General features: G+C 71.1%; 14 protein-coding genes. 5 read left to right on the top strand and 9 right to left on the bottom strand.

All coding sequences use genetic code 11. The features are described 5' to 3' along the window. Window positions 1-15: 15 nt before the first annotated feature. From OV079_RS47350 to OV079_RS47325, 6 genes are all read right to left on the bottom strand, one after another. The gene (locus OV079_RS47350; RefSeq protein ID WP_267776675.1) at window positions 16-1,395 is read right to left on the bottom strand and encodes a tetratricopeptide repeat protein; all 1,380 of its coding nucleotides are present in this window, start codon (window positions 1,393-1,395) and stop codon (window positions 16-18) included. Window positions 1,396-1,405: 10 nt separating this feature from the next. Further along, on the bottom strand, window positions 1,406-2,116 hold the full coding sequence (locus tag OV079_RS47345; protein WP_267776674.1) for an NnrU family protein: 711 nt from the start codon (window positions 2,114-2,116) through the stop codon (window positions 1,406-1,408). 30 nt (window positions 2,117-2,146) lie between these two features. Further along, complete coding sequence (locus OV079_RS47340; protein WP_267776672.1) at window positions 2,147-3,691, bottom strand: reverse transcriptase family protein; 1,545 nt, start codon at window positions 3,689-3,691, stop codon at window positions 2,147-2,149. Window positions 3,692-4,050: 359 nt separating this feature from the next. Further along, window positions 4,051-5,703: an SWIM zinc finger family protein gene (locus tag OV079_RS56820; protein ID WP_267776670.1), complete on the bottom strand. Its 1,653-nt coding sequence runs from the start codon at window positions 5,701-5,703 to the stop codon at window positions 4,051-4,053. Beyond that, window positions 5,693-7,402 carry a hypothetical protein gene (locus tag OV079_RS47330; protein WP_267776667.1) on the bottom strand — a complete coding sequence of 570 codons (1,710 nt, stop codon included), beginning with the start codon at window positions 7,400-7,402 and terminating at the stop codon, window positions 5,693-5,695. Before OV079_RS47330 ends, OV079_RS56820 begins: the two co-directional genes overlap by 11 nt. 784 nt (window positions 7,403-8,186) lie before the next feature. Beyond that, window positions 8,187-8,915, bottom strand: a complete 729-nt coding sequence (locus OV079_RS47325; protein ID WP_267776665.1) for a WGR domain-containing protein — start codon at window positions 8,913-8,915, stop codon at window positions 8,187-8,189. Window positions 8,916-9,090: 175 nt separating this feature from the next. Between OV079_RS47325 and OV079_RS47320 the strand changes: the two genes are divergently transcribed. The 5 genes from OV079_RS47320 (at window position 9,091) to OV079_RS47300 (ending at window position 18,437) form a co-directional block, all read left to right on the top strand. Further along, window positions 9,091-10,698, top strand: a complete 1,608-nt coding sequence (locus OV079_RS47320; RefSeq protein ID WP_267776663.1) for a M66 family metalloprotease — start codon at window positions 9,091-9,093, stop codon at window positions 10,696-10,698. Window positions 10,699-11,145: 447 nt separating this feature from the next. Beyond that, the gene (glgX, locus tag OV079_RS47315) at window positions 11,146-13,275 is read left to right on the top strand and encodes a glycogen debranching protein GlgX (RefSeq protein ID WP_267776661.1); all 2,130 of its coding nucleotides are present in this window, start codon (window positions 11,146-11,148) and stop codon (window positions 13,273-13,275) included. Window positions 13,276-13,285: 10 nt separating this feature from the next. Further along, window positions 13,286-15,073 (top strand): malto-oligosyltrehalose trehalohydrolase, encoded by a 1,788-nt coding sequence (gene treZ / locus OV079_RS47310; RefSeq protein WP_267776659.1) that lies wholly within the window; start codon window positions 13,286-13,288, stop codon window positions 15,071-15,073. After that, complete coding sequence (treY, locus tag OV079_RS47305) at window positions 15,070-17,889, top strand: malto-oligosyltrehalose synthase (RefSeq protein ID WP_267776657.1); 2,820 nt, start codon at window positions 15,070-15,072, stop codon at window positions 17,887-17,889. The genes treZ and treY overlap by 4 nt, the downstream gene beginning before the upstream one ends. Before the next feature lie 59 nt (window positions 17,890-17,948). Beyond that, complete coding sequence (locus OV079_RS47300) at window positions 17,949-18,437, top strand: hypothetical protein (RefSeq protein WP_267776656.1); 489 nt, start codon at window positions 17,949-17,951, stop codon at window positions 18,435-18,437. 345 nt (window positions 18,438-18,782) lie between these two features. Here the strand turns inward: OV079_RS47300 and OV079_RS47295 are convergent, their stop codons facing one another. From OV079_RS47295 to OV079_RS47285, 3 genes are all read right to left on the bottom strand, one after another. Next, window positions 18,783-20,297, bottom strand: a complete 1,515-nt coding sequence (locus OV079_RS47295; protein WP_267776654.1) for a DUF4215 domain-containing protein — start codon at window positions 20,295-20,297, stop codon at window positions 18,783-18,785. 301 nt (window positions 20,298-20,598) lie between these two features. Continuing rightward, complete coding sequence (locus OV079_RS47290; RefSeq protein WP_267776653.1) at window positions 20,599-21,780, bottom strand: alpha/beta hydrolase family protein; 1,182 nt, start codon at window positions 21,778-21,780, stop codon at window positions 20,599-20,601. 370 nt (window positions 21,781-22,150) lie between these two features. Continuing rightward, a complete protein-coding gene (locus tag OV079_RS47285) occupies window positions 22,151-25,597 on the bottom strand; it encodes a TonB-dependent receptor (RefSeq protein ID WP_267776650.1) in 3,447 nt (1,148 codons plus the stop codon). Window positions 25,598-25,778 lie beyond the last annotated feature (181 nt).

Raw genomic sequence — 25,778 nt, 5'->3', positions numbered from 1 at the left:
CTCGGACCTCCGGGCTCAGCGATCGCCGAGGTCGCTGAGCTTGCCGTTCAGGCGGTTCACGTCGAGCATGCGCGCCATGCCCTCGCCGCCCGCGGTCGCGTACGAGGCGTAGCGGGCGAAGTCGCCGTGGGCGAGGCGGTAGAGGTCGAGGGCGCCCTCGACCTCGCCGTGCAGGCGCGCGTGATCGCCGAGGCGCTCGGCGACCGCGGCGCGGCGAAGCAGGTGTTCGTCGTCGCACACGTCGATCGCGCGCAAGGCTGAAATCGCGGCGGAATGGTCGCGCTCGCCGGCGAGCCGCTCGACCTCGGCCAGCGCCGACGCCTCCGGGTCCGGCTCCTCGCGCGCCAGCAGCTCGTCGTACAGCTCGAGCCAGATCCGGCGGACGTCCTCGGCGACTCGCCGCAGCGCGTCGTGCCGTTCGCCGGTGAAGCAGGTCGCCAGCAGCTCGATCGCCAGCGCCGGCGACTGGTCGGTCCACCTGGGCTCGAGGACATGTCCTGAAAAACATGCCTCGGCGGCCAGGAGGCCCAGGCGGCCCACCTGGAGCTGGCTGTCCGCGGACTCCTCGGGCACGCGCGCGAGCTCGCGACGGACCTCGACCAGCACCTCGGCGATCGGCCGCGGACGTCGCTGCTCGCGGTCGACGGTGGCGAGGCGGATCTGCTCGTCCGCGTGGACGAAGAAGGCGCCGCGGTGGTGCAGCGCGTTGCCGCAGCGGACCACCCCGCCGGCGGCGTCCTGCCGGAACTCGGCGGCGCCGACCTCGAACGCGCGGCGGTAGTGGCCCAGAGCGCGGCGCAGGTGGCCGCGGCGCTCCTGCAGCCCGGCCAGGCGGTAGTGCGCCTCGCCGGGGCGGAAGCAGCCGCAGCGGAGCGCCAGGCGCAGCGCCGACTCGGCCTCGGCGTGCTCACCGAGGCCGACGAAGATCCGCCCGCGGTTGAGGTGGGCGTCGCCGTACCAGGGTCGATGCCGCAGCGCCTGCTGCAGGTCGTCGAGGCCGCCGTGGGGATCGTCGCCCTTGACCCCGCGCAGCCAGCCGCGCAGGTTCCACGCCTCGGCCCAATCCGGGCGCCGCTGCAGCGCGGCCTCCACCGGCACCAGCGCCTCCCCGGGCTGGCCGACGGCGACGCAGGCGTCGGCGAAGTTGTAGAGCGGCCGCGTGTCGTCCGGTCCGGCGGCGATGGCGTCGCGCAGCAGGTCGAGCCCGCGCCCGCGCGCACCTGGTCGTTCAGACAGGTCCGTGGTCAGCAGCCAGCCGGCGTCGTTGAGCGCTCTCGCGTGGCGCGGGTCGAGCTCGAGCGCCGCCTCGAAGGCCGCGAGCGCCCCGTCGTGCTCACCGCGTCGGTGGCGGCGCTCGCCCTCGGCGTGGGCCTCGTCGGCTGTCTTGAAGGACATATCCCGAAATTCAGGAGAAAGGCAGCGCCGACACGCCGATCAGCAGCGGGTGGACGGCCACGATCGCGGCGGTGACCAGCAGAGCCACGCCGGCGCGCCACAGGCCGATCTCGCCGGCCACGAACTGGTTGCGACCGGCGGCGATGGCGACGAACGGGACGATCGAGGTGACCGCCGCGTAGCGCTGCCAGCCGACCGGGTCGCGCCGGGCGCGCTTGCGGTCGATGCTGAACATGCCGGCCAGCGCGGGCGCTGCGATCGCCACGAACAGCACCAGCGACGCGGCGTCGCCGTTGGCGGCCGTGTGCGCCGCGGCCCACAGCACGAAGCCCCACAGCATCGGGTGGCGAGTGACGCGCAAGATCCCGCGGGCCGGCGTGGGGGCTTGCAGCGCGCGCTCCATGCCGACCGAGGTGGGGTTCGGCGTCGTCAGCGAGCCGACGATCAGCAGCAGCGCGACCGGCATGACGACCAGCGGCGTCCACAACGCCGCGTGGCCCGGCACCCACAGGTCGAAGTTGACGCCGGGGGCCGAGGCGCTGCGGTACGCCATCACCAGCGCGACCAGGCCGGCGAGCGACAGCAGAGAGAACATGCCCTGAAAGCCAGGTTGACGGAGCTTGGCGACGATGACGCGCCGCAGCGGCGAACCGGCGACGACGAGGTGGAGCAGGATCCACGCCCCCGCGGTGACGATCAGCGCGGTCAACTCCGGCGTCATGCCGGTGACTGTCGCACGCCAGGGCGGGCGCTAGAAGAGCTTCCAGCCCTTCTTCGCGGGCGCGGCCGGGCTCGCTGGTGCGGCGGGCTTGGGCGCTTCGGGGGCATTGACGGGCTGCGGCTCCGGCGTCGGCACGCGCGGCGCCGAGCCACCGGGCGGCTTGCCGGGGCCGCCGTGCTTGGCGAGCAGCGCCCGCGCGCGCACCAGCAGCGGCTGGCCGCGCGCCGGATCGACCATGGCGACGAAGCAGGCGTAGCCGTGGATCGCGGCCAGCACGTCGCCGCCGTTGCCCCACCGCTTGCCGGCCGGGCCGTCTTTCTCGATCTGGAACAGAGTCGCCCGGAACTTGCGCAGCTCGTCGCGCGGCACGCTCGGCCGGTCGTTGACGACGATGCCGGTGACCTCTTGTCGGCGACCGCGACGCATCACCCGCGTCTTCTCCGGGTGCACGACGAAGCCCTCGTGCGCGACGATGTCGGCCACGCCGCGCAGCAGCTTGCCGACGCGCTTGCTGTCGGCCGCCTCGCCGCGGCCGCTGAACGTGAGGTCGTCGGCGTAGCGGGTGTAGACGAAGCCGAGCGCGCGCGCGAGGCCGCCGAGGCGGGTGTCGAGGCGGCGGCACAGCAGGTTGGTGATCGCCGGGCTGCACGGCGAGCCCTGCGGCAGGTAGCGCTGGCCGCGGGCGACGAACCACGTCGTGCCGTCGAGCGCGACCTCGTCGACGTCGGGCTCGGTGCAGACGAGGGCCAGGGCGGTCGCCACCGACTCGCTGTAGCCGAGGTGGCGGATGGCGCCCTTCACCCGCGGGAAGGTCACCGTGGGGAAGAAGTCCTTGAGGTCGAAGTTGACGACCACGTCGGCGCCGACGTGGGGCTTGGCGTTGGAGACGATCGAGCGGCCGGCGACGAAGCCGTGCGCGGCGGGGTCGACGTTCAGCTTGGCGAAGATGTGCTCGAGCGCCCACTTCTGGGCCCGCTTGAGGCGGGGCATGGGCGCCGAGATCAGGCGAAAGCCGCCTGTCTTTTTGGGCAGGAGGAAGCGGCGGTAGTGGGAGACGCGCGAGACCTTGCGGTTGTAGGCGAGGAAGCGCAGCGCCTTGACCTCGACGCCCATCGCCTTGGCCAGCTCCTCGGCGCTGGCGAGGACCGGCAGGCCCTCTTCCTTCAGCGTCTCGAGGTCGGGTGTCTTGTCGGACATGCCCCCGGAGACATCCTCGCCCAGGTAGACGATCTCGCCGCCCTTGCGGGCCGCCCACTTCTGGGCCCGCTCCTGGCGCTCGCGCTCGCGGCGGGCCTTGGTCTCTTTCTGCTTGCGCCGCGACTCGAGCAGCCGCGCCTTGCGCTGCTCGGCGATCAGGACCTTCTCGTTGTAGAGCTTGCGCGACTTCTCGCGCAGCTCCGCCAGCTGCCGCTCGAGCTCGCCGCGGCGCCGGATCTCCTCGGCCGGGTCGTGCGGCACCGTCCCCTGCGCCGGCCAGAAGCCGAGCCGGATCATCTCCTCGAGGATCACCTCTTCCTTGGAGGTGCTGCGGATCCGCTCGTACAGCGCTTCGCGGGATGTCGGTTGGCCGGCCATGTTCTTACGGGGGCACGTCAGGGGCGCGCGGCGGCGGGGAATAGGTGTCATGACAACGGCGAAGACCCGCTACGAAGGCTCTAAGGACTGGACCGCTCAACTCAAGCGGCCCCGGGTAGCTGTCGCTCAGTCGCTTCATGGAAGTCACACCGGAATAGCGACAGCTACCCGATGGGCCGCACAGTCAAGAGCGGGCCAGTGAAGCGTGAACGAGCATTTCGCAAGGACGGCGATCCACCGCCCGGGTTGCTAGGCTCGGCCTTCGCCGTTGTCATGACGAAACTTGGTGGTGCTGCGCCTCGTGGGAATGGGGGGACTGCCGCGGCGACGCGGCATTTCAGCTGCTCCGGAGGACAGGTTCAGACGACCCCGCCCTGGGCCCGGCGGTGCTGGATCCGCAGGGCCAGTATATGCTGGCACGGGCCCTTGTACAGTTTATTTTGCTGGTAGAAGTTGCACGTGCACGACGCGGAAGCGAGCCGCTCGTCGCGGTCGAGCGCGAGCTCGGGCTCGTAGTTGTGCGATCCGTCGCGGACGCGTCCGCGCAGCACCAGCCCGCCCTCGCCCGAAGGAAGCGCCTGGCGCACCGTGACGTGATTCTGCTGGACCAGCGCCTGGGCCTCGGCCTCGCGGTCGTTGGCGAACCGCAGCTTGTCCATCGGCAGCGGGTCGCGGCTCAGCTCGCGGACGCGGTAGACCTGCTTGTCGAGGTCGTACATGGCCCGGCCGGCCTGGGTGTACGCGGCCAGGGCCCCGTAGACCGCGCTGGTGTCGAGCTCGAGCTCGCGCGCGAGCGCGTCCGGCTTGTAGAACCAGTGCTTCTTGAGGCCCTCGAACACCCGCCGCTTGGTGAACTCGTCGACGGCGGCGCGCGGGGCCATGAGGTCGAAGTTGCCGGCGGTCGACCAGTCGTTGGCTGTCCATCCGGACAGGCCGAGCGTGAAGTTCATGTCGCCGAGGTCGGCGATGTAGAACGACGGCAGGCCGGTGCCGAGCAGGTGGACGGTGAACTTGTTCGCCAGCTGGATGAGGCGCTCGAGGATGAGGATCCGGCGCCTGCCCCACACGCGGACCTCGTGCTCCTTGTCGCCGCGGAAGATCGAGCGCGGGAACTCGACCTCGCGGTTCCACGGCTCGAACACGACCTTGACCGGGCGCCCGGGCTTGAGGATGTACCGCAGGCTGCGCGGGCCGACCTTCTCCTTGTGGCGGCGGAGGACGAAGCACAGGTTGTGCACGTCCATCGGGTGGAGGTCGAAGGAGATCGTCGGCAGCGTCATCGCCGAGCTGACCTGCAGGAACCCGCGCACCCACGAGTCGGGCAGGTCGATCTTCAGCTCCTTGAAGTCGTCCTCGGCGGTGGTCTGCACGCCGAAGCCCGACGGATCGACGGTGAACATCGTCGTCTTGTAACGGCGGATCTTCTGGAACTCGTCGTAGAGCGCCGCCGAGTAGTCGATGTTGGTGGTGCCGCAGGCGAACTCCTTGACCTGCTTGAACACCTCGTAGCGCGCGCCGAGCCGGCCGTAGGTCGACTCGTCCTGCGAGAAGCACTCGAAGAACACCTCGTCGGGGTGGACGGTGATCACCGGGTCGAGCACGAACCAGGCGTCGCGGTCCTTCTGGTACAGGTAATCGAAGTAGCGCCGCTTGGCGTTGTAAAAGCCCTGCATGCGCGTCGAGCTGGTGCGGTACAGCCCGTCGAGCTCCTCCTGCATGCGCTTGATGTCGGCGGCGCTGCGCGAGCGCTGCAGCGCGACCTGCTGCCAGTTGACCTGCTCCTGCTTGGCCAACCACTCCTTGTACTCGGTCTTGTCCTTCGGCTTGAAGCGCAGGTCGGACACGACGACGTCGTGCAGCGCCGAGATCGCCTCGCGGAACTCGAGGCACTTGCCGAGCTCGCCGACGAAGTAGGTCGGCTCGCGCCGGGTGTCCGGCGAGAACGACATGCTGGTCGCCCGCGCCGACGAGTCCACGGCGGTGCTGCCGTGATAGCGGTACTCAAACTCCACGCTGCACCTGTCCCTTCGTCCGCACCGGCGGCTGGCGGATCTCGATCGGCAACGGCACGTCGCCGAAGCGCTGGCGCACCTCGACCATCGCGACCACGCTGGCCGCCCGGTCGCCGATCGCCATCGTCAGGCTCTGGCGCGTCATCAGCTCGGCGACCAGCTGCGCCGCCTCCGGGCTCTTCTCGGCCTCGGTCGTCAGGAACCGGAACACCCGCGCCTTGGCCACCCGGCCGCGGTTGACCCGCGACAGCACGCCGAGGAAGTACGGCACGAGCTCGCGCAGCCGCTCGATCGAGCCGGCCGCGTAGCGCTCGAGGTAGTTGGTGGCGAACAGCTGCACGTCGGCCGACGGGTGCTCGCTGAGGCGGCGCAGGTAGTCGAGGCCGTGCTCCTCCTGGAAGCAGCGGGTGATCATCTCGCGGCCGAACGCCTGCACGTCGGCGCGCACCGAGTCGGCGATCGCCACCAGCACGTCGGGCGGGAAGTCGGCCGGCTGCAGGCGCTCGCGGAAGAACGCGAACGCGAACGCGCGCGAGTCGTCCCACTTGGCGTCGAGGATCCGGATCGCCTGCGGCAGCTCGCGGCGGATCCGCTCGACGTTGCGCTCGAAGAAGCTCCACGCGGCCTGGCGCACCGCGAGGATCTCGTGGCTCGCCAGGCGCGCGACCTCGGCGACGTCGAGGCTGTCGGGGTCGACGTTGCGCGCCAGCAAGATGCCGCCCAGCTCCTGCGCGGCCGAGGCCTTGGCCCGCAGGAGGCGCATGACGAGGTCCTTGTCGACCGCGCCCAGGCCCTGCTCGAGGTCGGTCTTGAGCAGGCGCAGGACGAAGCTGTGCACGCCCTCGTGGACCTCCTTGACCAGCAGCACGCCGATCAGCGGGGCGACGATCGCGGCGGCGAACGCCGGGTCGCGCGCGGCCAGGCGCTGCACGACCGGGCGGATCGCGTCGCGCTGGTCGACGTGGGCCGAGGTCAGGAAGGCCAGCATCAGCGCGCCGCGGTGGACCAGCACGCTGTCGGGCAGCTCGCCGAACAGGCGGATGCCGAGGCTGCGCACCGCGGCGTGCTTGCTCTCGACCGCGAGCGCCGCGACGAGCTGCTCGGGCAGGTCCTCGGGCCGCGTGTCGTGGTTGAGCAGGATGTTGGCGGCCAGCAGCTGGACGCCCTCGAGCGGGTGCGCGACCAGGTCGACGACGACGTTCAGGCCGATGCCGCGCAGCGGCCGGGCGAACGCCCGCATCACGGTCTCGCCGACGTCGGCCGCGACCTCGCCGGCGGCCGGGGTGTTCGGCAGCGCGAGCAGGCCGGCGACGACCCGCCCGATCAGCGCCGACGCGGCCGCCGCCGCCAGCGGCACGCCCTGCAGCAGCACGCGGGCGTAGGCGCGCGTGTCGGCGTGGGCCGAGAACAGCAGCGCGATCAGCAGGTCGTGGGACTCGACGAAGCGGGCCCGGTTGTTGTCGATCCACCCGTGGGCCAGCTTGCGCGCGGCCGGCACGGCGCAGTTGGCGACCGCGGCGACGAGCGCCAGGTCGGGCTGGTCGGGGTCGTAGCGGGCCTTGGCCAGCTCGAAGCCGAGCTGCGCGGTGACCTCGAACGGCCGCTCGAGCAGCATGACGATGCCGTCGACGTCGAGCGCGCCCAGGAACTCCTTGTTGTCGCGGATCGCCCTGACCGCAATCCATGCACCAAAGTACATGTGCTCTCGGACAGGAGGTGCATGAGGCCCATCGGCACCTGGTCCCAGATCTTCGGGAACGCCTCCTCGCGGCTCGCGGGCGCCGGGTCGCCGGGCTTGTAGTTGCCGCGGCAGCGCCAGGTCGCGCCGCGCACCCGCGGCTCGTAGCGCGGGCTGTTGCCGCCGTAGAGGATCGCGTTGAAGGCGTGGTAGGCGGCGAAGCGGTCCCAGCGGACGGTCTTGTTCTTGCGCGTGCTGTAGCTGTAGCGCGTCGCGGACTTGACCTCCTGGCCGTCGGCGTCGCTGAACGGCAGGAGCACGCCGACGGCCAGCTTGACGTAGCTCATCGCGTCGCCGGCCTCGGCCAGGCGCCGCAGCGAGCGGAAGGCCCGGCGACGCAGGTAGTCGCGGGTCTTGCTCGAGTAGGCCAGGCGCGAGTCGGGGCGCTTCAGCTCCTTGGCGACGTCGGTCCAGCGGCCGCCGCCGAGGAACACGTTGCGGCGCGAGCCGAAGGCCGCCGGGGTCTTCTCGACGCGATAGGCGATGAGGCCGAACACCTCGGCGTCGCCGCGGACCTCGGCCATCTTGAGCAGGTGGCGGACGTGGCGGAAGCTGCCGACCTGCAGCGGGATCGTGCGCAGGCCGGCGAGCAGGCCCGGGCGCACGGTGTCGTCGTCGATGCGGTAGATGTCCTCAAGCGCGGCGGTGTCGCCGGCGGCCAGCGCGGCCAACAGCACCGCGGTGAACGCCTCCGGGTCGCCCTTGCTCGCCCCATCAGGCCCGGAGGGCCGTGAAGAAAACTCCTTCAGCGCCGGCGGCAGGCGGCGCGCGCCCTGGCGGCGACGGCGTCGCGCAGCTCGTCGCTCCAGCCGCGCAGCATCTCGAGCGTCATGCGCATGACCATGTCGCTCTTGCCGGCCCGCGGGATGAACAGCTTCAGCGCCTCGTCGAGGCTGCTGGCCTGCAGGCCAGGTTCGTTGCGCGCCCGCGCCAGCGCGGTGAAGGTGTCGGCGTCGCCGCAGCGGGCCAGCGCCCAGGCGATGCAGTAGTCGAGCATCAGGTCGCCGCTGCCGATCAGGCGGATGAGGTGCGGCACCGCCTCGCGCAGACGGTACTCGCCGGCGCGCCAGACCACCCGCGCCGGCTTCCACGGCTTGCGCCCGCCGCCGCCCTGCAAACGGGCGAGGATCGCCTCCTTCGGGCTGGCGAACGCCGGGCTGGCCTTTCGGGCAGGTGCCGCCGCCGCCGTCTCGCTCGGCGCGCCGCCCAGCGTCCGCCCCACCGCCGCCGCCTCGGTCGACTCGGTGTAGCCCTTGCGCTTCTTCTCGTCGACGAGCTTGGCGAACACCGAGCGCGCGGTGGTCTCGGCCACGGGTGAATCAGTCTTGGTGCCGTCCTTCAGCGGCGCGCCGCGGCGGCCGAACTGGAAGTTGACGACGAACTTGCCCTTGCTCACCTCGCACAGGTCGACGATGTAGACCTTGTCGGAGGAGCCTTCGCGCAGGCCGAGGGAGACGCGACGGATCAACTTCACGGCACTCCCGCTATAGCCCTGACCGGCTTGCACCTGCAAGCAGGTGCGAGCGCCGGCCGGGATCACGCGCGCGCACCCGCCCCCACCCGCGTCGCCGCGGGCGACGAGCCCTTGCGGCCCGAATCGGGCCCGCGGCGGTACTCGGCGCCGCCCGGGCCTGATACAGTCGCTGGCGATGTCGCGCCCCCGCCTCGCGTCCATCGTGGCGCTCGTCCTCCTGCCCGCGTGCGCCGACGACCCGGCGAGCGGGACCGAGTCCCTGCCCTCGTCGACCAGCACCACCGGCGACGCCTCGACCTCGACCGGCGCCGAGACGCCGACGACGACCTCGACCGCGACCTCGACCACCGGCGACGACGAGACCCCCGCGCTCGAGTACGCCCGTGGGATCCGCCTGACCCGCGCCACCGTCAATCAAGGCGTGCAGCTGGAGATCGTGCGCGACGGCGCCGAGGTGCCCAGCGACGAGCTCGGGGCCCGCCTGCTGTCCGGGCGCAAGGCGGTGATGCGCGCCGACTGGCTGCTGCACGCCGACTTCACGCCGCGCGAGATCGTCGGTCGCCTGACGCTCTGGACGCCCGAGGGCGAGACCCGCGTCGACGACTTCAAGGTGATGGTGAACGGGCCGAGCAACGACGGCGACCTGTTCACGACCTTCTCGTGGGAGCTGCCGGCGTCGCTGGTCGGGCCGGGGCTGCAGTACCGCATCGAGGCGCTCGAGCCCGACCCCGCGCTGGCCACCGGCGAGGTCAGCGACCCGCCGCCGATCCTGCCGCTGGCCGGCCGCGGGACGCTGCACGTCGAGGACGCGCCGATGGAGCTCAAGGTCGAGCTGGTGCCGCTGAAGCACGTGATCGACGGGATGACCTGCACGCCGACGATCACGGACGCGGACATCGAGGCGATGCGGGTGTGGATCGAGCAACACAACCCGGTCCAGCGGGCGGTGCTGACGGTCCACGCGCCGTGGGAGTACACCGCGACGATCGGCGACGAGCCCAACGGGTTCGTGCCGATCTTGACCAAGCTCGGCGAGCTGCGGGCCGCCGACGCGCCGGCCGACAACGTCTACTACTACGGCCTCATCGAGAGCTGCGACGGCTATCCGCCGGGGCTGTTGGGCCAGGCGGCGGGGATCCCCGACCAGCCCACCAAGGGCTACGCGTACCAGCGCCTGGCCGTCGGCCGCTATCAATCGTCGGGGGCCGGCGCGCGCGACACCTTCGTCCACGAGGTCGGCCACACCCAGGGCCTCTACCACGTGCGCTGCAGCGGCGGCGAGGCCGGGGCCGACCCCGAATACCCGTACGCCAACGGCCGCATCGGCCGCTGGGGCTACGGGGTCCACGACACCGGGATGCGCTCGCCGACCAGCTTCCGCGACTACATGAGCTACTGCTCGCAGTCGTGGGTGTCGGACTTCGGGTGGGAGAAGACCTTCGACAGCATCCGCGAGCTGACCTCGTGGGACGCCGGCGGGGCGCCGCCCGATCCGCAGGCGCGGCCGATCGTGGTCGGCACCTTGATGAAGGACGGCAAGACCCACTGGTACACGACGGTCGGCGCGGTGCCGCTGCGCGGGCGCGCGAGCGACACCTTCGTCGAGTTCGCGCTCGACGGCGCGACCGTGCGCGAGCCAGCCGCGGCGCTGGAGATCCCCGACAGCGACGCGACGATGGTGGTCGCGGCCCTGCCCGCGGGGACGCTGGCCGGCCTGTCCTTCAAGACAGGCGGCAAGCTGCGCGCCGCCGCGTCCGCCAGCCAGGTCGTGCGCCTGGACTGAGCCCCTGCCGGCCGCTCGGCTGCTCCAAAGGGCATGTCTCGAGTGACATGTCCGAACGCACACCTGCCCGCACCGGCGAGCAGGTCTGTCGGCCACGAAAGCAAGGCCTGGGCGAAACACCGGCGATTACCCGGCGAGCGGCGCGGAGGCAGGGATCCGTCGCCGAGCGTGGCCGATCGGCCTTGCGCGGCTCACGCCGTTCAGTCCGGTCGACGCGAGCGCCGTGCTCCCGGCGCGACAGGCCCGGCCAAAGCCGCGCGGCCGGACATCGTTTGCTCGCCCCGCTTTTCCGAGCACGTCTCTCCGGGTCGCACCGGCACCCGTCATGACGACGCGAAGGATCGACTTCAACGTGCGGCGCGAGCGGCTCCGGTCGGCGCGTCGAGAGCTGCTCGTCGCTCGCGCCCGGCAGTGCCGCGACCGCCGGACGTGACAGCGAGAACCACCGTGCGCATCCGCCCTGGCAATGCATACCCGCTCGGAGCGACCTGGGACGGTCGGACCGGGACCAACTTCGCCCTCTACAGCGAGCACGCCTCGCGGGTCGAGCTCGTGCTGATCGACGCCGACGGCGGCGAGCAGCGGGTGCCGCTGCGCGAGCGGACCGCCTTCGTGTGGCACGCCTTCGTCGAGGGCGTCGGCCCCGGCCAGCGCTACGGCTACCACGTCGACGGCCCGTGGGCGCCCGAGGAGGGCCTGCGCTTCAACCCGCGCAACCTCCTGACCGACCCGTACGCCAAGGCCTTCAGCGGCGTCACCCGCTGGGAGGACGGCACCTTCTCCTACGACATCGCCAGCGACAGCCCCGACCGCGACCTCATCGCCAACCCGCACGAGAGCTTCGGCGTGCCGCTCGGCGTCGTCGTCGATCCGGGCTTCGACTGGCAGGACGACCGCCCCCCGCACGTCCCGCTGCACAAGACCATCGTCTACGAGACCCACGTCAAGGGCCTGACGATGCGCCACCCCGAGGTCCCGCCCGAGCTGCGCGGCACCTACCTCGGCGTCGGCAGCCCGCCGATCGTGCGCCACCTGACCGAGCTCGGCGTCACCGCGGTCGAGCTGCTGCCGGTGCATCAATTCGTCGACGACAAGTTCCTGCTCGACCGCGGCCTGCGCAACTACTGGGGCTACAACACGATCGGCTTCTTCGCCCCCGACGTGCGCTACCGCAGCGGCGAGCGCGTCGCCGCCGAGGTCCAGCAATTCAAGGAGATGGTCCGCGCGCTGCATCGGGCCGGCATCGAGGTGATCCTCGACGTCGTCTACAACCACACCGCCGAGGGCAACCACCTCGGGCCGACCTTCAGCTTCCGCGGCATCGACAACCCGACCTACTACCGGCTCGTGCCGGACGCCCCGCGCTACTACTACGATTACACCGGCACGGGCAACAGCCTCAACGTGCGGCACCCGCAGACCCTGCAGCTCATCATGGATTCGCTGCGCTACTGGATCCTCGAGATGCACGTCGACGGGTTCCGCTTCGACCTCGCGGCCACGCTCGCGCGCGGCCTGTACGAGGTCGAGCAGCTGTCGTCGTTCTTCACCATCATCCATCAAGATCCGGTGATAAGTCAGGTGAAGCTCATCGCCGAGCCGTGGGACCTCGGCGAGGGCGGCTACCAGGTCGGCAACTTCCCGGTGCGCTGGGCCGAGTGGAACGGCAAGTACCGCGACACCATGCGCTCGTTCTGGCGCGGCGACGGCGGCGTCGCCGGCGACCTCGGCTACCGCCTGTCGGGCAGCAGCGACCTCTACCAGAACGACGGGCGCCGGCCGTACATGAGCGTCAACTTCGTCACCGCGCACGACGGCTTCACCCTCGCCGACCTCGTCGCCTACGACCACAAGCACAACGAGGCCAACCGCGAGGACAACCGCGACGGCGAGGACCACAACCGCTCGTGGAATTGCGGCGCCGAGGGCCCGACCGACGACCCCGAGGTGCGGGCGCTGCGGCTACGGCAGCAGCGGAATTCTCTGGCGACGCTGCTGCTGTCGCAGGGCACGCCGATGATCGCCGGCGGCGACGAGATCGGGCGCACCCAGGGCGGCAACAACAACGCCTACTGCCAGGACAACGAGATCAGCTGGTACGACTGGGAGCTCGACGACGAGCGGCGCGCGCTGCTGCGGTTCGTGCAGCGGACCCTCGCGGTCTACCGCGACCACCCCGCGCTGCAGCGCTCCAAGTTCTTCAAGGGTCGCAAGATCCGCGGCGGCGACGTCCACGACATCATGTGGCTGCGCCCCGACGGCGAGCAGCTGTCCGACGACGACTGGCAGGACCCGACCACCCAGAGCCTCGGCATGTTCCTCGCCGGCCACGGCGTCGACGACGTCGACGACGAGGGCGAGCCGATCCGCGACGACGACCTCCTGCTGGTGCTCAACGGCGGCCTGAGCCCGGTCGAGTTCGTGCTGCCCCCGCTGCACGCCGCCTGGGAGCGGCTCGTCGACACCGCCGCCGACGAGCCGCACGGCCAGGTCGCCGGCGGCGATCGGGCCGAGCTGCCGCCCAAGACCCTCGTGCTGTTCCGCGGCGTCGATCCGGACATGACCCATGACACATGAACCTTCCGACATGTCGAACCTCGGCGCCGCGCTCGAAGGCGGCGGCGTCCGCTTCCGCGTGTGGAGCACCCGCGCCGGCCGCGTCGCGGTCGTCCTGCACGAGCGCCCCGAGGGGGACGGCCCGCCGGTCGCCCGCGAGGAGCGGCCGCTGCAGCCGCTCGGCGACGGCCTGTTCGAGGCGTTCTACGACCTGCCCGAGGGCACGCTGTACCGCTTCAAGCTCGACGACGCCGAGGTCCCCGACCCCTACGCGCGCGCCCTGCCGTTCGGCGTGCACGGCCCGGCCGAGGTCGTGCGCGCGCACCACGAGTGGCGCGCGAGCGAGTGGCGGCCGCGGCCGCTGACGGACTGCGTGATCTACGAGCTGCACGTCGGCACCTTCACGCCCGAGGGCACCTTCGCGGCGGCGACCGAGAAGCTGCCGCTGCTCGCCGAGCTCGGGATCACCGCGATCGAGCTGATGCCGCTGTCGAGCTTCTCCGGCGCGCGCGGGTGGGGCTACGACGGCGTCGGCCACTTCGCGCCGCACGCCGGCTACGGGCGTCCCGACGAGCTGCGGGCGCTGGTCGACGCGGCCCACCTGCTCGGCATGAACGTCCTGCTCGACGTCGTCTACAACCACTTCGGGCCGGAGGGGAACTACCTCGGCAGCTACAGCCCGGAGTACTTCGCCCACGCCGTGCAGACCCCGTGGGGCGACGCGCTGAACTTCGCCGCCCCGGCGATGCGCCGCCTGGTCGTCGACAACGCCCGCTACTGGCTGACCGAGTTCGGCTTCGACGGCCTGCGCCTCGACGCCACCCACGCGATGGTCGACCCGACCGAGCGGCCGATCCTCGCCGAGCTCGCGGCCGAGGTCCGCTCGTTGCCGGAGCACCGCCTGCTCGTCGCCGAGGACGAGACGAACGATCCGGCGCTGGTGCTCGGCCTCGGCCTCGACGCGATCTGGGCCGACGACTTCCACCACGTCGTCCACGTCCTCCTCACCGGCGAACGCGACGGCTACTACGACGCCTTCGAACCCAAGGTGTTCGAGCTGGCCCGTTGCATCGAGCGCGGCTTCGTCTACGAGGGCCAGGCGTGGCCGCCGTCAGGCAAGCCGCGCGGCGCCGACGCCAGCGGCCTGCCCGCGCCCGCCTTCGTCTACTGCCTGCAGAACCACGACCAGGTCGGCAACCGGGCGCTCGGCGATCGCCTGCACCACCAGTCGCCGCTCGACCTCTACTGCGCCGCGTCGATGCTGCTGCTGTTCTTGCCGATGACGCCGCTGTTGTGGATGGGCCAGGAGTGGGCCGCGAGCGCGCCGTGGCAGTACTTCACCGACCACCCGAAGGAGCTCGGCGAGCAGGTCACCGCCGGCCGGCGCGCCGAGTTCAAGCTGTTCGCCGCCTTCCACGACCCCGAACAGCAGCAGCAGATCCCCGACCCCCAGGACCCCGCGACCTTCGAGCGCTCGCGCCTCGACTGGGGCGAGCGCGACGCGGGCGAGCACGCCGGCGTGCTCGCGCTCTACCGCGCCCTGCTGCACCTGCGCCGCGAGGACGAGACGCTCCGGGTACCGGACCGATCGAACATGTCCGTGGGGACAGTCGGCGATCAGATCCTGTGGGTCCTGCGCAAGGGCCCCGGCGGCGACCGCCTGCTCGTCGTCGACTTCGGCCCGTGCGACGCCGGCGGCCCGCCGACCCCGCCGGAGGGGCGCGCGTGGCGGCTCTTGCTGAGCAGCGGCAGCGAGGCCCACCCGGCGCTGCCGCCGGCCCGCGCGGCGATCTACGCGGCCGACGGAGACGCGCCGTGACGACCCCCGCCTCGACCTATCGCCTCCAGCTCCACGCCGGCTTCGACTTCCGCGCCGCCGCGGCGATCACCGACTACCTCGACGCGCTCGGCGTCGACGCCATCTACACCTCGCCGTACCTGCACGCCGAGCGCGGCAGCACCCACGGCTACAACGTCGTCGACCACGGCCGCCTCGGCCCCGAGCTCGGCGACGAGGCCGACTACGACGCCTGGACCGACGGCCTGCGCGCGCGCGGCCTCGGCCACGTGCTCGACTTCGTGCCGAACCACATGGGCATCGGCAGCGGCGAGAACCGCTGGTGGAACGACGTGCTCGAGAGCGGCGAGGCCTCGATATACGAGGGTTGGTTCGACATCGAGTGGGCGCCGCCGAAGGTCGGCATGGCCGGCAAGGTGCTCCTGCCGATCCTCGGGCGCCAGTTCGGCGAGGCGCTCGAGGCCGGCGAGCTGAAGGTCGTGCGCGACGGCGGCAGCTTCTTCGTCGCTTATTACGAGCGCCGCCTGCCGGCCGCGATCAAGTCGCTGCCGCGGATCTTCCAGCCCGCCCTCGCGCGCCTGAGCCTCGCGGCCGACGACCCGACGCTGGCCGAGCTCCACAGCGTCCTGACGGCGATCGATCACCTGCCCGGCGAGGCGAGCACGCCGCCCGAGGCGCGTGAGCAACGGGCGCGCGAGAAGGAGGTGATCAAGCGCCGCCTGACCGCCTTGCTCGCCGAGTCCGAGGCGATCGCCGCCGCCGTCGACGCCGCCCTGCAGGAGCTCGCCGGCGCGCCCGGCGACCCGCGCAGCTTCGACGCCCTCGAGGCTTTTTTGAATGAGCAGGTCTATCGCCTCAGCTTCTGGCGCGTCGCCACCGAGGAGATCAACTACCGCCGCTTCTTCGACGTCAACGAGCTCGCCGCGATCAAGATGGAGGACCCCGCGGTGTTCTCGGCCGCGCACGCGCTCGTGCTGCGCAAGCTCGCCGAGGGCCGGATCACCGGCCTCCGCCTCGACCACACCGACGGCCTCTACGACCCCGCGGCCTACTTCGAGACGCTGCAGGCCGAGGCCCGCGCGCACGCCCCTGCCGACGCCCAGCCGCTGTACCTCGTGATCGAGAAGATCTTGGAGCCCGGCGAGGCGCTGCCGCGCAGCTGGCAGGTCGATGGCACCACCGGCTACGACTTCCTCGGCGTCGTCAATGGCCTGTGGATCCGCCCCGACTCGGGCCCGCGGCTGACCCGCTTCTACCACCGCTTCATCGCGACCGAGCGCGACTACGACGCGATCGCCCACGACTCGCGGCTCGCCATCCTGAGCGCCAGCCTGTCGAGCGAGATCCACATGCTCGCCCACCGGCTCGAGCGGATCGCCCAGACCCGCCGGCGCTCCCGCGACTTCACGCGCGTCAGCCTGACCTCCGCGATCGTCGAGACCATCGCCGCCTTCCCGGTCTACCGCACCTACGTGCGCCCCGACGGCTCGCGGACCGCCAGCGACGACGCGTACATCGACCGCGCGCTGCGCCGGGCCCGGCGCCGCCGCCCCGACGTCGACGCCAGCGTGTTCGAGTTTTTGCGCGACCTGCTGATGCTGCGCAACCTGCCCGAAGAGCCATGTCATCGCGCCGAGGCGGTGCGCTTCGCCATGCGCTTCGCCCAGCTGACCGGGCCGGTGATCGCCAAGGGCGTCGAGGACACCGCGCTCTACCGCTACAACCGCCTGGTCTGCCTCAACGAGGTCGGCTGCGACCCGGCGATCTTCGGCGTCTCGGTCGACGAGTTCCACGCGCACAACCACCGCCAGCGCGAGTGGTTCCCGCGGACGATGACGACCACCGCGACCCACGACACCAAGCGCGGCGAGGACGTGCGAGCCCGCCTGGCGGTGCTGTCGGAGCTGCCGGACGAGTGGCGGCGGGCGGTCTCGGCGTGGAGTCGGATGTCGCGGCCGTACCGGACCCGGCTCGACGACGACGACCTCGCGCCGACCGCCAACGACGCCTACCTGTTCTATCAGACAGTCGTCGGCGCCCTGCCGCTGGACGAGCTCGGCGAGGGCGACGCCGTCCCGCCCGCCTTCGTCGATCGCGTCGCCGCGTACATGGAGAAGGCCACCCGCGAGGCCAAGGAGCGGACCAGCTGGATCGCCAACGACCCCGCCTACGAGGCCGCGGTGCAGAAATTCGTGCGCGAGATGCTGGCCCACCCCGGCTTCTGCGGCCCGGTCGTCGCGCTCGCGCGCAAGCTCTCCACCTACGGCGCGGTCAACGGCCTGGCCCAGGTGTGCCTGCGGCTCGCCTCGCCCGGCGTCCCCGACACCTACCAGGGCGGTGAGCTGTGGGACTTCTCGCTCGTCGACCCCGACAACCGTCGGCCCGTCGACTACGAGCGGCGCCGGCAGGCGCTCGCCGACATCCAGGCGCGGGCGTCGGACCCGCGGGCTCGCGCGCGCGACCTGCTGGCGAACTACCTCGACGGCCGGATCAAGCTCATGGTCCTGCACCTCGGCCTGGCGCACCGCCGCCGGCACCGCTCCCTGTACCTCGAGGGCAGCTACGAACCGATCGCCGCCGGCAAGCACGTGGTCGCGTTTCGCCGCGCCCACGGCGACCAGGAGCTCGTGTGCGTGGTCCCGCGGCTGGCGTACACGCTGACGGGCGGCCGGCAGCCGTGGCCGCTGGGCGCGGCGTGGGGCGAGCAGTCTCTGGCGCTGGGCCCGGCCGCGGGCTGGCGCGACCTGCTGACGGGCGCCGAGCACCGCGGCGCGGACGTGCGGCTGGCCGACGTGTTCGCCGACCTCCCGGTCTCGCTGCTGGTCCGCGTCCCCTGAGGTGTCGCGAGCCGCGAGGATGCTGTACAAACGCTCAGCCTCTCCAGGCACGGAGCACCATGACGAAGAACACGTCGGATCAGGCAGACGACCAGGGCGAGGGCGACGCGCGCCGGTGGGTCGCCAGCGGCTTCACGGCGCAGGTGATCAAGAACGAGGACGACGAAGGCTGGGCCGTGACGATGACGCGCGACGGCGACGCCGAGCCGGTCCTCGTCAGCCCGTGGACCATGGGGCGCGACAAGAAGAACCCCAAGCCGCTCAACCACACCGACTTCAAGACGCTGCTGAAGGGCGCGCAGGACGTCCTCACCCGCCACGAGGCCCAGGCCCGGGCCCGGCGCCACCGCAGCGTCACCGTGATGGCCGAGGGCGAGGCGATCCGCGTCGACCTCGACGTCGCCGCCGACGAGGACGACCCGCACGCCCTGCTCACCGCGTGGGGCCCCCTCGGCGACAAGCTGGCCGAGCGCCGGGTCGCGCCCGACTTCAAGCTCTCGAGCGCGAGCGCCGGCCGCTGGATCGCCGGCGGCTTCGGCGACGCCTGAGCGGCGGGCCGGACTATCGCATGTCTCCGGAGACATGTCCCCGGCGACATGTCCTCCGTTCCACCGGAGAGACGCGCCGGGGGTGATTCATCGCGGGAGAGGACACGCCGTCATGGACGCGAGAAAGCGTCTGGCCGGCGGCCAGCCTGGCCGTCGACCAGGCGCGCCGAGACCTGGTCGAAGGGACAGCCGACCGCGGGGCCGACGACGGCGGGTCGAGACCCGAGCCGCGCCGTCCGACGAGCCGGCCGCCGGCCGAGCAGATGTCTCTCCAGGCATGTCCTCAGCGACATGCTCCCGGAGACATGCCCCAATCGACATGTCTTCCTCGACATGCCGCCCGCGCTACGGCCGGAACAGGCCGACCCAGCTCTGCTGCTCGCCGGCGACCACCAGCACGCCGCCGACGTAGGTCGTCGCGTCGGCGCCGACGGCCGCGTCGTAGGTGACGACGTCGGGCGGCAGCAGGTCGGGGCTGGGGGCGCGGTGGCGGACCCGGCAGCGGACCTCGCCGTCGCCGCCGAGGCGGGCCAGCCAGGCCTCGCGCCACTCGAGCGCGGCCACCTTGTCCTTGAGGCGCAGGCTGCCGGCCAGCACGACCTCGCCGTCGGGCGCGAACGCGGCCCCATCGAGCGACCACTGGTCGCCGTCGTCCTCGTAGTCGGCCAGCGCCCGCTCCCACAGCAGCTCGTTGTCGGGGCCGACCTTGTAGACCCAGAAGTTGGGCACCGCGCCCTGCAGGCGCACCGCCGTGTAGAGCACGTCGCCGGCCGCGTCGACCGACACCCAGCCGGGCCCGTGGTTGTGCACGCTGCCGTCGGCCAGCGGCGAGAACTTCCACTCGGCCGGCCCGCCGTCGGCCGCGAACTTGAGCAGCACCGCCTCGCCGATGTTGTAGTCGACGTACTCGCGGGCGCCGACGTAGATCGAGCCGTCCCCGGCCACGGCCAGGCGGCCGGCGTCGTCGTTGGAGAACATGCCGTTGCCCGCGCCGCTCCACACCGTGGACCACACCTCGGTGCCCTCGCCCGCGGTCAGCTTGCCGAGCCACACGTCGCCGCCGCCGGGCCCGTCGCTGACGTCGCCGGCGATCACCACGTCGCCGTCGGGCGCGAGCGCGATGCCGCTGGCCCTGTCGTCGCTCATCGGCTCGGCGCCGTCCTTGTCCATGGTCCAGAGGACATGTCCGTCGGTTCCATCGAGCTTGACCGCGCGGATGTCGTCCTCGTCGGCGCCGGCGACCGTCGCCACCACGTAGACGTGGCCGTCGGCGTCGACCACCCCGTCGACCGGCGTGAAGCGGATGTCGGCCGGCGCCAGCAGCACGTCCCACTGCGGCTGGCCGTCGGGGGCGTAGCGGATCGCCCGCGTGCGCGCGAGGCCGAAGGTCTGCATGCCCTCCTCGTCGCTGGTGATCTCGCGCTGGCGGGCGATCGCCACGAAGCCGCCGTCGGGCGCGGGCGCGACCGCGACCACCCACAGCTCCGACTCGGCGGAGGGCGCGAGCGCGACGGCCTCGCCGGCCAGCCCGCAGGGGACAAGGCACGCCCCGTCGCAGCCGTCGTCGTCGACGTCGTTGCCGTCGTCGCACTGCTCGCCGGCCTCGAGGTAGCCGTTGCCGCACACCGGCGCGGGCGGCTCGAAGCCCGGATCGCCGCTGCTGCCGGTGCCGTCGGGGCCGGCAGTGGTGGTCGGCGCGGTGGTGGTGCCGGTGGTCGTGCTCGTGCTCGCGCCGGACTCGCTGGTGCTGCTGGCCGCGCCGGTGCTGTCGTCGTCGGTGGTGGTGGCGGCCGAGTCGCTGCAGGCGCTCAGCAGCGCGAAGATGGCGACGGAGCGGCGAGTCGCTAGCGAACCGAGCATCGCGGCCAGGATGCCGCACAGTCGCGCGCGGGCGCAACAGGAGCCCCCGCGCGAACCCGACACGCGCGACCCGGCGCGTGGTGCGTCCCGGGCCAGCCGGCTATCGTCGACGCGAAAGGAGGGTCCCATGAAGACGAAGTCGAAGGTGAAGGCGGGCGGCCTGAACGTCAGCGGGCTGTGAGCCCGAAGCGCCACGGCGGCGCGCCGAGGGCCCGGTCGCACCGCGCCGGGCCCTTCGTGCGTCCGCAGCTCGGATCACCCCGGGCCGAATCACCGCCCGGCGAGAGGCCGAGCGTCGATCTCACGAGCACTCGTTCTTGTCGCACGGCTCGGGCGGCGGGACCGCGTTGCCGACCCCGATCGCGCACCAGTCGGGCATGCCGGCCGGGACGCCGAACTCGTTGTAGGGCGACTCGCCCGGCGCCAGCCAGTACGGGTGATCGAGGAAGAAGTCCCACAGCGGCGCGAAGGCGGTCTCGCCTCGCTCGACCGGGAACGGCGGCGTCGAGTGGTTGCAGTTGTGGACGCACTCGAGGACGAAGTGACCGCCGGCCTCGAGGTTCTGCTCGAGGTCCTTCGACGTCTGCTCGAAGTCGATGACGATGCAGAAGTCGTCGGGGCCGCCCCACAGCACCATCGCCGGCATCTTGTGGGCCGGCGCGGTCCACGGCTTGATCGTGCCACCGCCGGTCCCGCCCGACAGGGACATGAACGACGACAGCACGTCGCCGCGGCCGCCCGCGAGCTGGCTGGTGAACAGGGCGCCGGCGCTGACGCCGGTCGAGGAGACGCACTCCTTGTTGACGCTGAACTGCTCGGCCACGCACGACAGCATGTCGTCGAAGAACTGGAACTCGGCCTGCAGGTCGGCGTCGCTGTCGAGCGCGCTGAACGGCCACTTGAACAGCACGCCCTCGCGCGCCTCGGGGATGACGGCGATGAAGCGCTTCTGATTGACCGCGTTCTGCACGTCGCCGCGCTCGTAGAAGTCCTGGGCGTCGCCGCCGAGCCAGTGCCACAGGAAGATCACCGGCAGGCGCTCGTCGGGCGCCGCGTCCTCGGGGGCGATGACGAGGAACTGGCGCTCGACGGTGTTGTTGCCGAGCTGCTGCGGCAGGACGTTGAACGCCTGGCCCTCCATGTAGCCGATCTCGAGGGTCGGGCAGCTGCCGCCGTAGGCCGGGATGTCCGGGGCGAGAGTGGCGCCGTCGGGCGGAGCGTCGTGGCAGCGCAGGAACTCGCCGCCGCTCGTGCCCATGTCGGCCTTCGGCGGGTCGCCCGTGGTGCTCGTCGGCGGCTCCGAGGTGCCCGTCGGCGCGCCCGTCGTCGTCGTCTCGGCCCCGCTCATGCTGCCCTCGCTGGTGTCCGGCGGGGTCTGCGTGGTCGTCGGATTGGTCGAGCCCGCGGTGCTGGTGCTCGTGCTCGCGTCGGAGGTGCCGAGCGTTGCGGCGTCGGTGTCGCCGGTCAGATCACCGCAGGCCACGGACGCGAGGAGAGGGAGACAGAGGAGCCCACGACGCATGATGCCCGCCATCATCGCACGGCCGTGGGCGATTTTCGCCATGCCCGCGTTCGCTGATCCGGACTGCCCGCAATCGGGCCGAGACGCGGCCAGCGGGAATCGCCGCACCGCCGGCGATCCTGCACTCGCGGGAATGCCCGGGAATCGGCGAGGCGCCGCGCGAGTCGTGGACGGTGAATGATCGGAGCCGGTGCACCGGACTGGCACCCCCGCGGAGGGTCACGCGGAGGGCCGCGCGCCGCGGCGGCGATCGCCCGAAGCGATTCGGCCCGCCTGTCGCGGACAGGCGGGCCGAGCTGAAACCTCGCGGCGGAGGTTCGAGTCCCAGTGTTCAGAAGCGCAGGCGGAGCTCGAACTGCGCGCCGATCGGCTGCTGGAACACGGTCTGGACCAGGAAGTTGCCCTGCGGCGGGAGCACGCCGCGCTGGAAGAAGCTGGTCGGCGCGTTCGGGCTCTGGACCTTGGCGTGCTTCAGGTCGTCGAGGTCACCGCCGGCGATGGCGCGGCCCTGCGAGTACGAGTAGGTCTCGTCGACGCGGAGGACGGCCTTGTTGTTGGTGATGTTGACGAGGCGGGCGGAGACCTCGAGCTCGACCTCGCCGGGCAGCGGGTAGGCGTAGCTGATGCCGACGTTGGCGAAGTAGTTGGGCTCGAGGCGGCCGCCGGCGCCGCGCGGGATGGCGTAGACCAGGAACTGGCCGCTGTAGCGGTTGTTGTCGGCGAACACGCTGATCGGGGTGCCCGACTGGTAGCGGAAGTTCAGGCCGAGGGTGAGGCGACCGGCCTTCTTGAGGTCGAACGAGTAGTACCCGTCGAACTTGACCTGGTGCGGGCGGTTGTCCCACAGCGGGCCGTAGCTGTTACGGACCAGCTCCGGGATGTCGTAGGTGGTCGTGGTGCCGAGGTCGATGGCGCCGGTGTTGCGGTTGACGAAGCCGTCGTAGTTACCGATCAGGCGGCTGTAGATGTAGCTGGCCTGGATGGTCCAGTTCTTGGCGAAGCGCTTGGTGATGTTGAACACCCACGCGTCGTAGTTGCGGACCGGCTTGTTGAAGAGCGTGCCGACCTTCGAGTAGGCGTCGGCGAGGAAGGTGCAGCGGTTGAGCTCGCGGGCGAGCACGTCGCGCTGCGGGTCGTCGTCGGCGGCCTGGTCGAACTGCTCCTGCAGCTTGGTACAGGCGTCCTGCTGGCGCTGGATGTCCGAGGCCGAGACCGACTCGCCGGGGTTGGCGATGATGAAGTTGAGGCCGCCGTTGGTCGACACGTCCTCGACCGCGCGGCCGAGGCTCTCGTGCTGCCACTTGACGCCGACGAGCAGGTCTTCGATGACCTCCTGCTCGTAGCCGACGACGAACTTCTGGGTGTACATGCCGCGCAGCTTCGGCACGACGGAGCCCGCGGTGAGGCCGGTGGTCGACTGGTTGAAGTCGCTGCACCACTCGGTCGGGGCGCCGTTGATCGACCGCTCGCGCGACTCGCCGCCGATGAGCACCGGGGTGGCGCAGTCGGACGCGCGGTAGCTGCGGGTGACGTTGACGAGGCCGCCGAAGGCGCGGTTGTTCAGCACGACCGGCAGCTGCTGGTAGAACCAGCCGTACGACGCGTACAGGCGGCTCTTGCCCTCGTCCGTCCAGTCGTACACGAGGCTGACGCGCGGCGCGACGTTGTCGTTGATGAAGATGTTGCGCTTGCCGAACACGTCCTTCATGTCCTGCATCTCCCAACGCACGCCGGCGTTGAGGTACAGGTTCGACAAGATGGACCACTTGTCCTGGACGAACAGCGCGTAGTTCTGGGTGGTCAGCGTCGAGTTGTAGGCCGGGACGCGGACGCCGGCGCCGATCGGGCTGGCGATCGCGCGCAGGTCGTCCTGCTCGTAGCGCACGCGGCCGAAGCCGAGGGTGCGGCGGTTGTCCGGGTTGTCGGCGTCGACGATGACGAGGCGGTTGTTGTTGACCCGGTTCGGGCTGACGTCGCCGCCCATCAAGTAGTTGTTGGTCGCCGGGTCGTAGCAGTACTCGCCGCCGCCGACGGTGCCGACGGGACAGTTCTGGTAGAAGTCGGGGTCGTTCTGGCCCGAGTACGCGGTGCTCTGCTTGAGCCGCACGCTGTCGATCTCGGTGCCGTACTTGAGCTGGTGCGCGCCCGCCTTCTTGCCGCTGAGGAAGTGGGTCAGCGCCAGCTGGCCGCCGACGCGGTCGGCCACCGACTGCGAGTAGGTGCCGATACCGCCCGAGAGCCACACGCGCGTCGGACAGGTGAGGCCCGGCAGGTTGGCGTTGTTGCACGCCTCGTCGACGCCCTGGACCAGGCGCACCGCGCCGTCGCGGTCGAGCAGGTCGTAGAGGTTGCGGCCCTGGCTGTCGGTCTCCTGCGTCAGCGGGATGTTCCGCTGCATCTCGTTGTCGAGCTTCCACGCCTGCTTCTGCGAGAAGCGCGAGTAGTAGATGCCGGCGTCGATCTCGAGCTTGTCGTTGGCGACGCGGCCCTCGTAGTCGAGGCCGACCTGCGTGGTGTTGCCGAAGTCGCTGCCGAAGCTGTTGTTGACGACGCCCGAGCCGACGCGCGAGGCGCCGCCGATGGTCGCGTTCGGGTTGGTGCCGAACGAGTTGGGCTCGGAGCCCGGCGGCTGGCGATAGCTGCGCCGCTGCGTCGCAGGGCCGCCGCCGCCCGACAGGCGCAGGCGGTGCTTGGGGTTGATCTGCCAGTCGAGGGCGACCGTCCAACCCATGTTGAAGCGGCCGGTCTTGAACCGCTGCTCGGCGAACTTCACCGAGTCGATGTAGTTGCCGTTGGCAGTACAGTCGTTGGTGCCGTTCTCGTAGGCGCAATCCTCGTAGCCGCCCGAGCGGTCCTTGTCGCGCCGCTTGTAGAACGACTGGATCAGCGAGTTGTTGGTGCCGCCCGGCGCGACGCCGATGGCGAAGAACAGCTTGTCCTTGATGATCGGACCGGACAGGGTGACGACACCCTCGCCCTGGTAGTTGTTGATCTCGGCCACGCGCAGCGACTCGTCGGTCGCGCTGATGAAGCGCGGCAAGGCGATGCGCGGGGTCATGCGGAACAGCACCGTGCCGCGCAGCTTGTTGCTGCCGCCGATGCGGCGCGCCTTGACGAGACCGCCGGTCGCGCCGCCGCTCTCGGCGTCGTACACGCCCTCGACGACCTCGACCTCGTCGATGAACTCCTGGACGATCGTCGCGCCGACCGTGCCGAACGCCGGGCTGGTGGCGTTCTGGCCGTCGACGACGTACTTGCTCTCGGCGCCCGTCGCACCGCCGAGGCGGATGCCGGCGGCGTCGCGGCTGGCGGTCGGCGACATGTCGACCACGGCCGTGAAGTCGCGGCTGGTCCCGCCGACCGGGATGTTGCGCGCCTGCTCCATCTTCACCTTGGTGACCTGGGCGGCGTCGTTGCGCGTCTTGGTCTGGACCTCGATGTCGACGCGGAACTTGAGCTTCGGATCGATCTGGAAGTTGGCGCGCATCTTGGCGCCGGGCAGGACGTCCATCGTCTTGTTGACGTTGGCGTCCTGATACAGCACCTGCACCGTGTACTTGCCCTGCGGCAGGTTGCGGAACGTGTAAAGACCGTCCGCGTTGGTCATCACCTCGCGCGCGCCCTGGAGGCACGTACACTGGATGATGACGAGGGCGCCCGAGATCTTCTGACCGGTGTTTTGGTCGGTGACGACGCCGCTGATCGTGACGTCGGAGGCCGCCAGCGCGAGGTTGGGGGCCATCGCCGCGACCGCTGGCGGGATGATGACCAGCGGCATGGACAGCGAGTACTTGAGCAGAGAGCGGCTTGTCTTCACAGGAGGGTGCTCCTTGCGGTCACGGCGAGCGCCTCGGGCATCGGTCGGATACCAGCGGGGGGTATATCACAACGAAAGCAACACTGAATACGGGAATCTTGCCTTGAGTACCGGGCCTCCGGGGCCGGACGGCGATCAGACT

Origin of the sequence: Nannocystis pusilla, from assembly GCF_026626665.1 — a bacterium.
Taxonomy (GTDB): Bacteria; Myxococcota_A; Polyangia; order Nannocystales; family Nannocystaceae; genus Nannocystis; species Nannocystis pusilla.
Note: the sequence above shows the minus strand (reverse complement) of the source record. Positions and strands in the feature narration are given on the sequence as shown.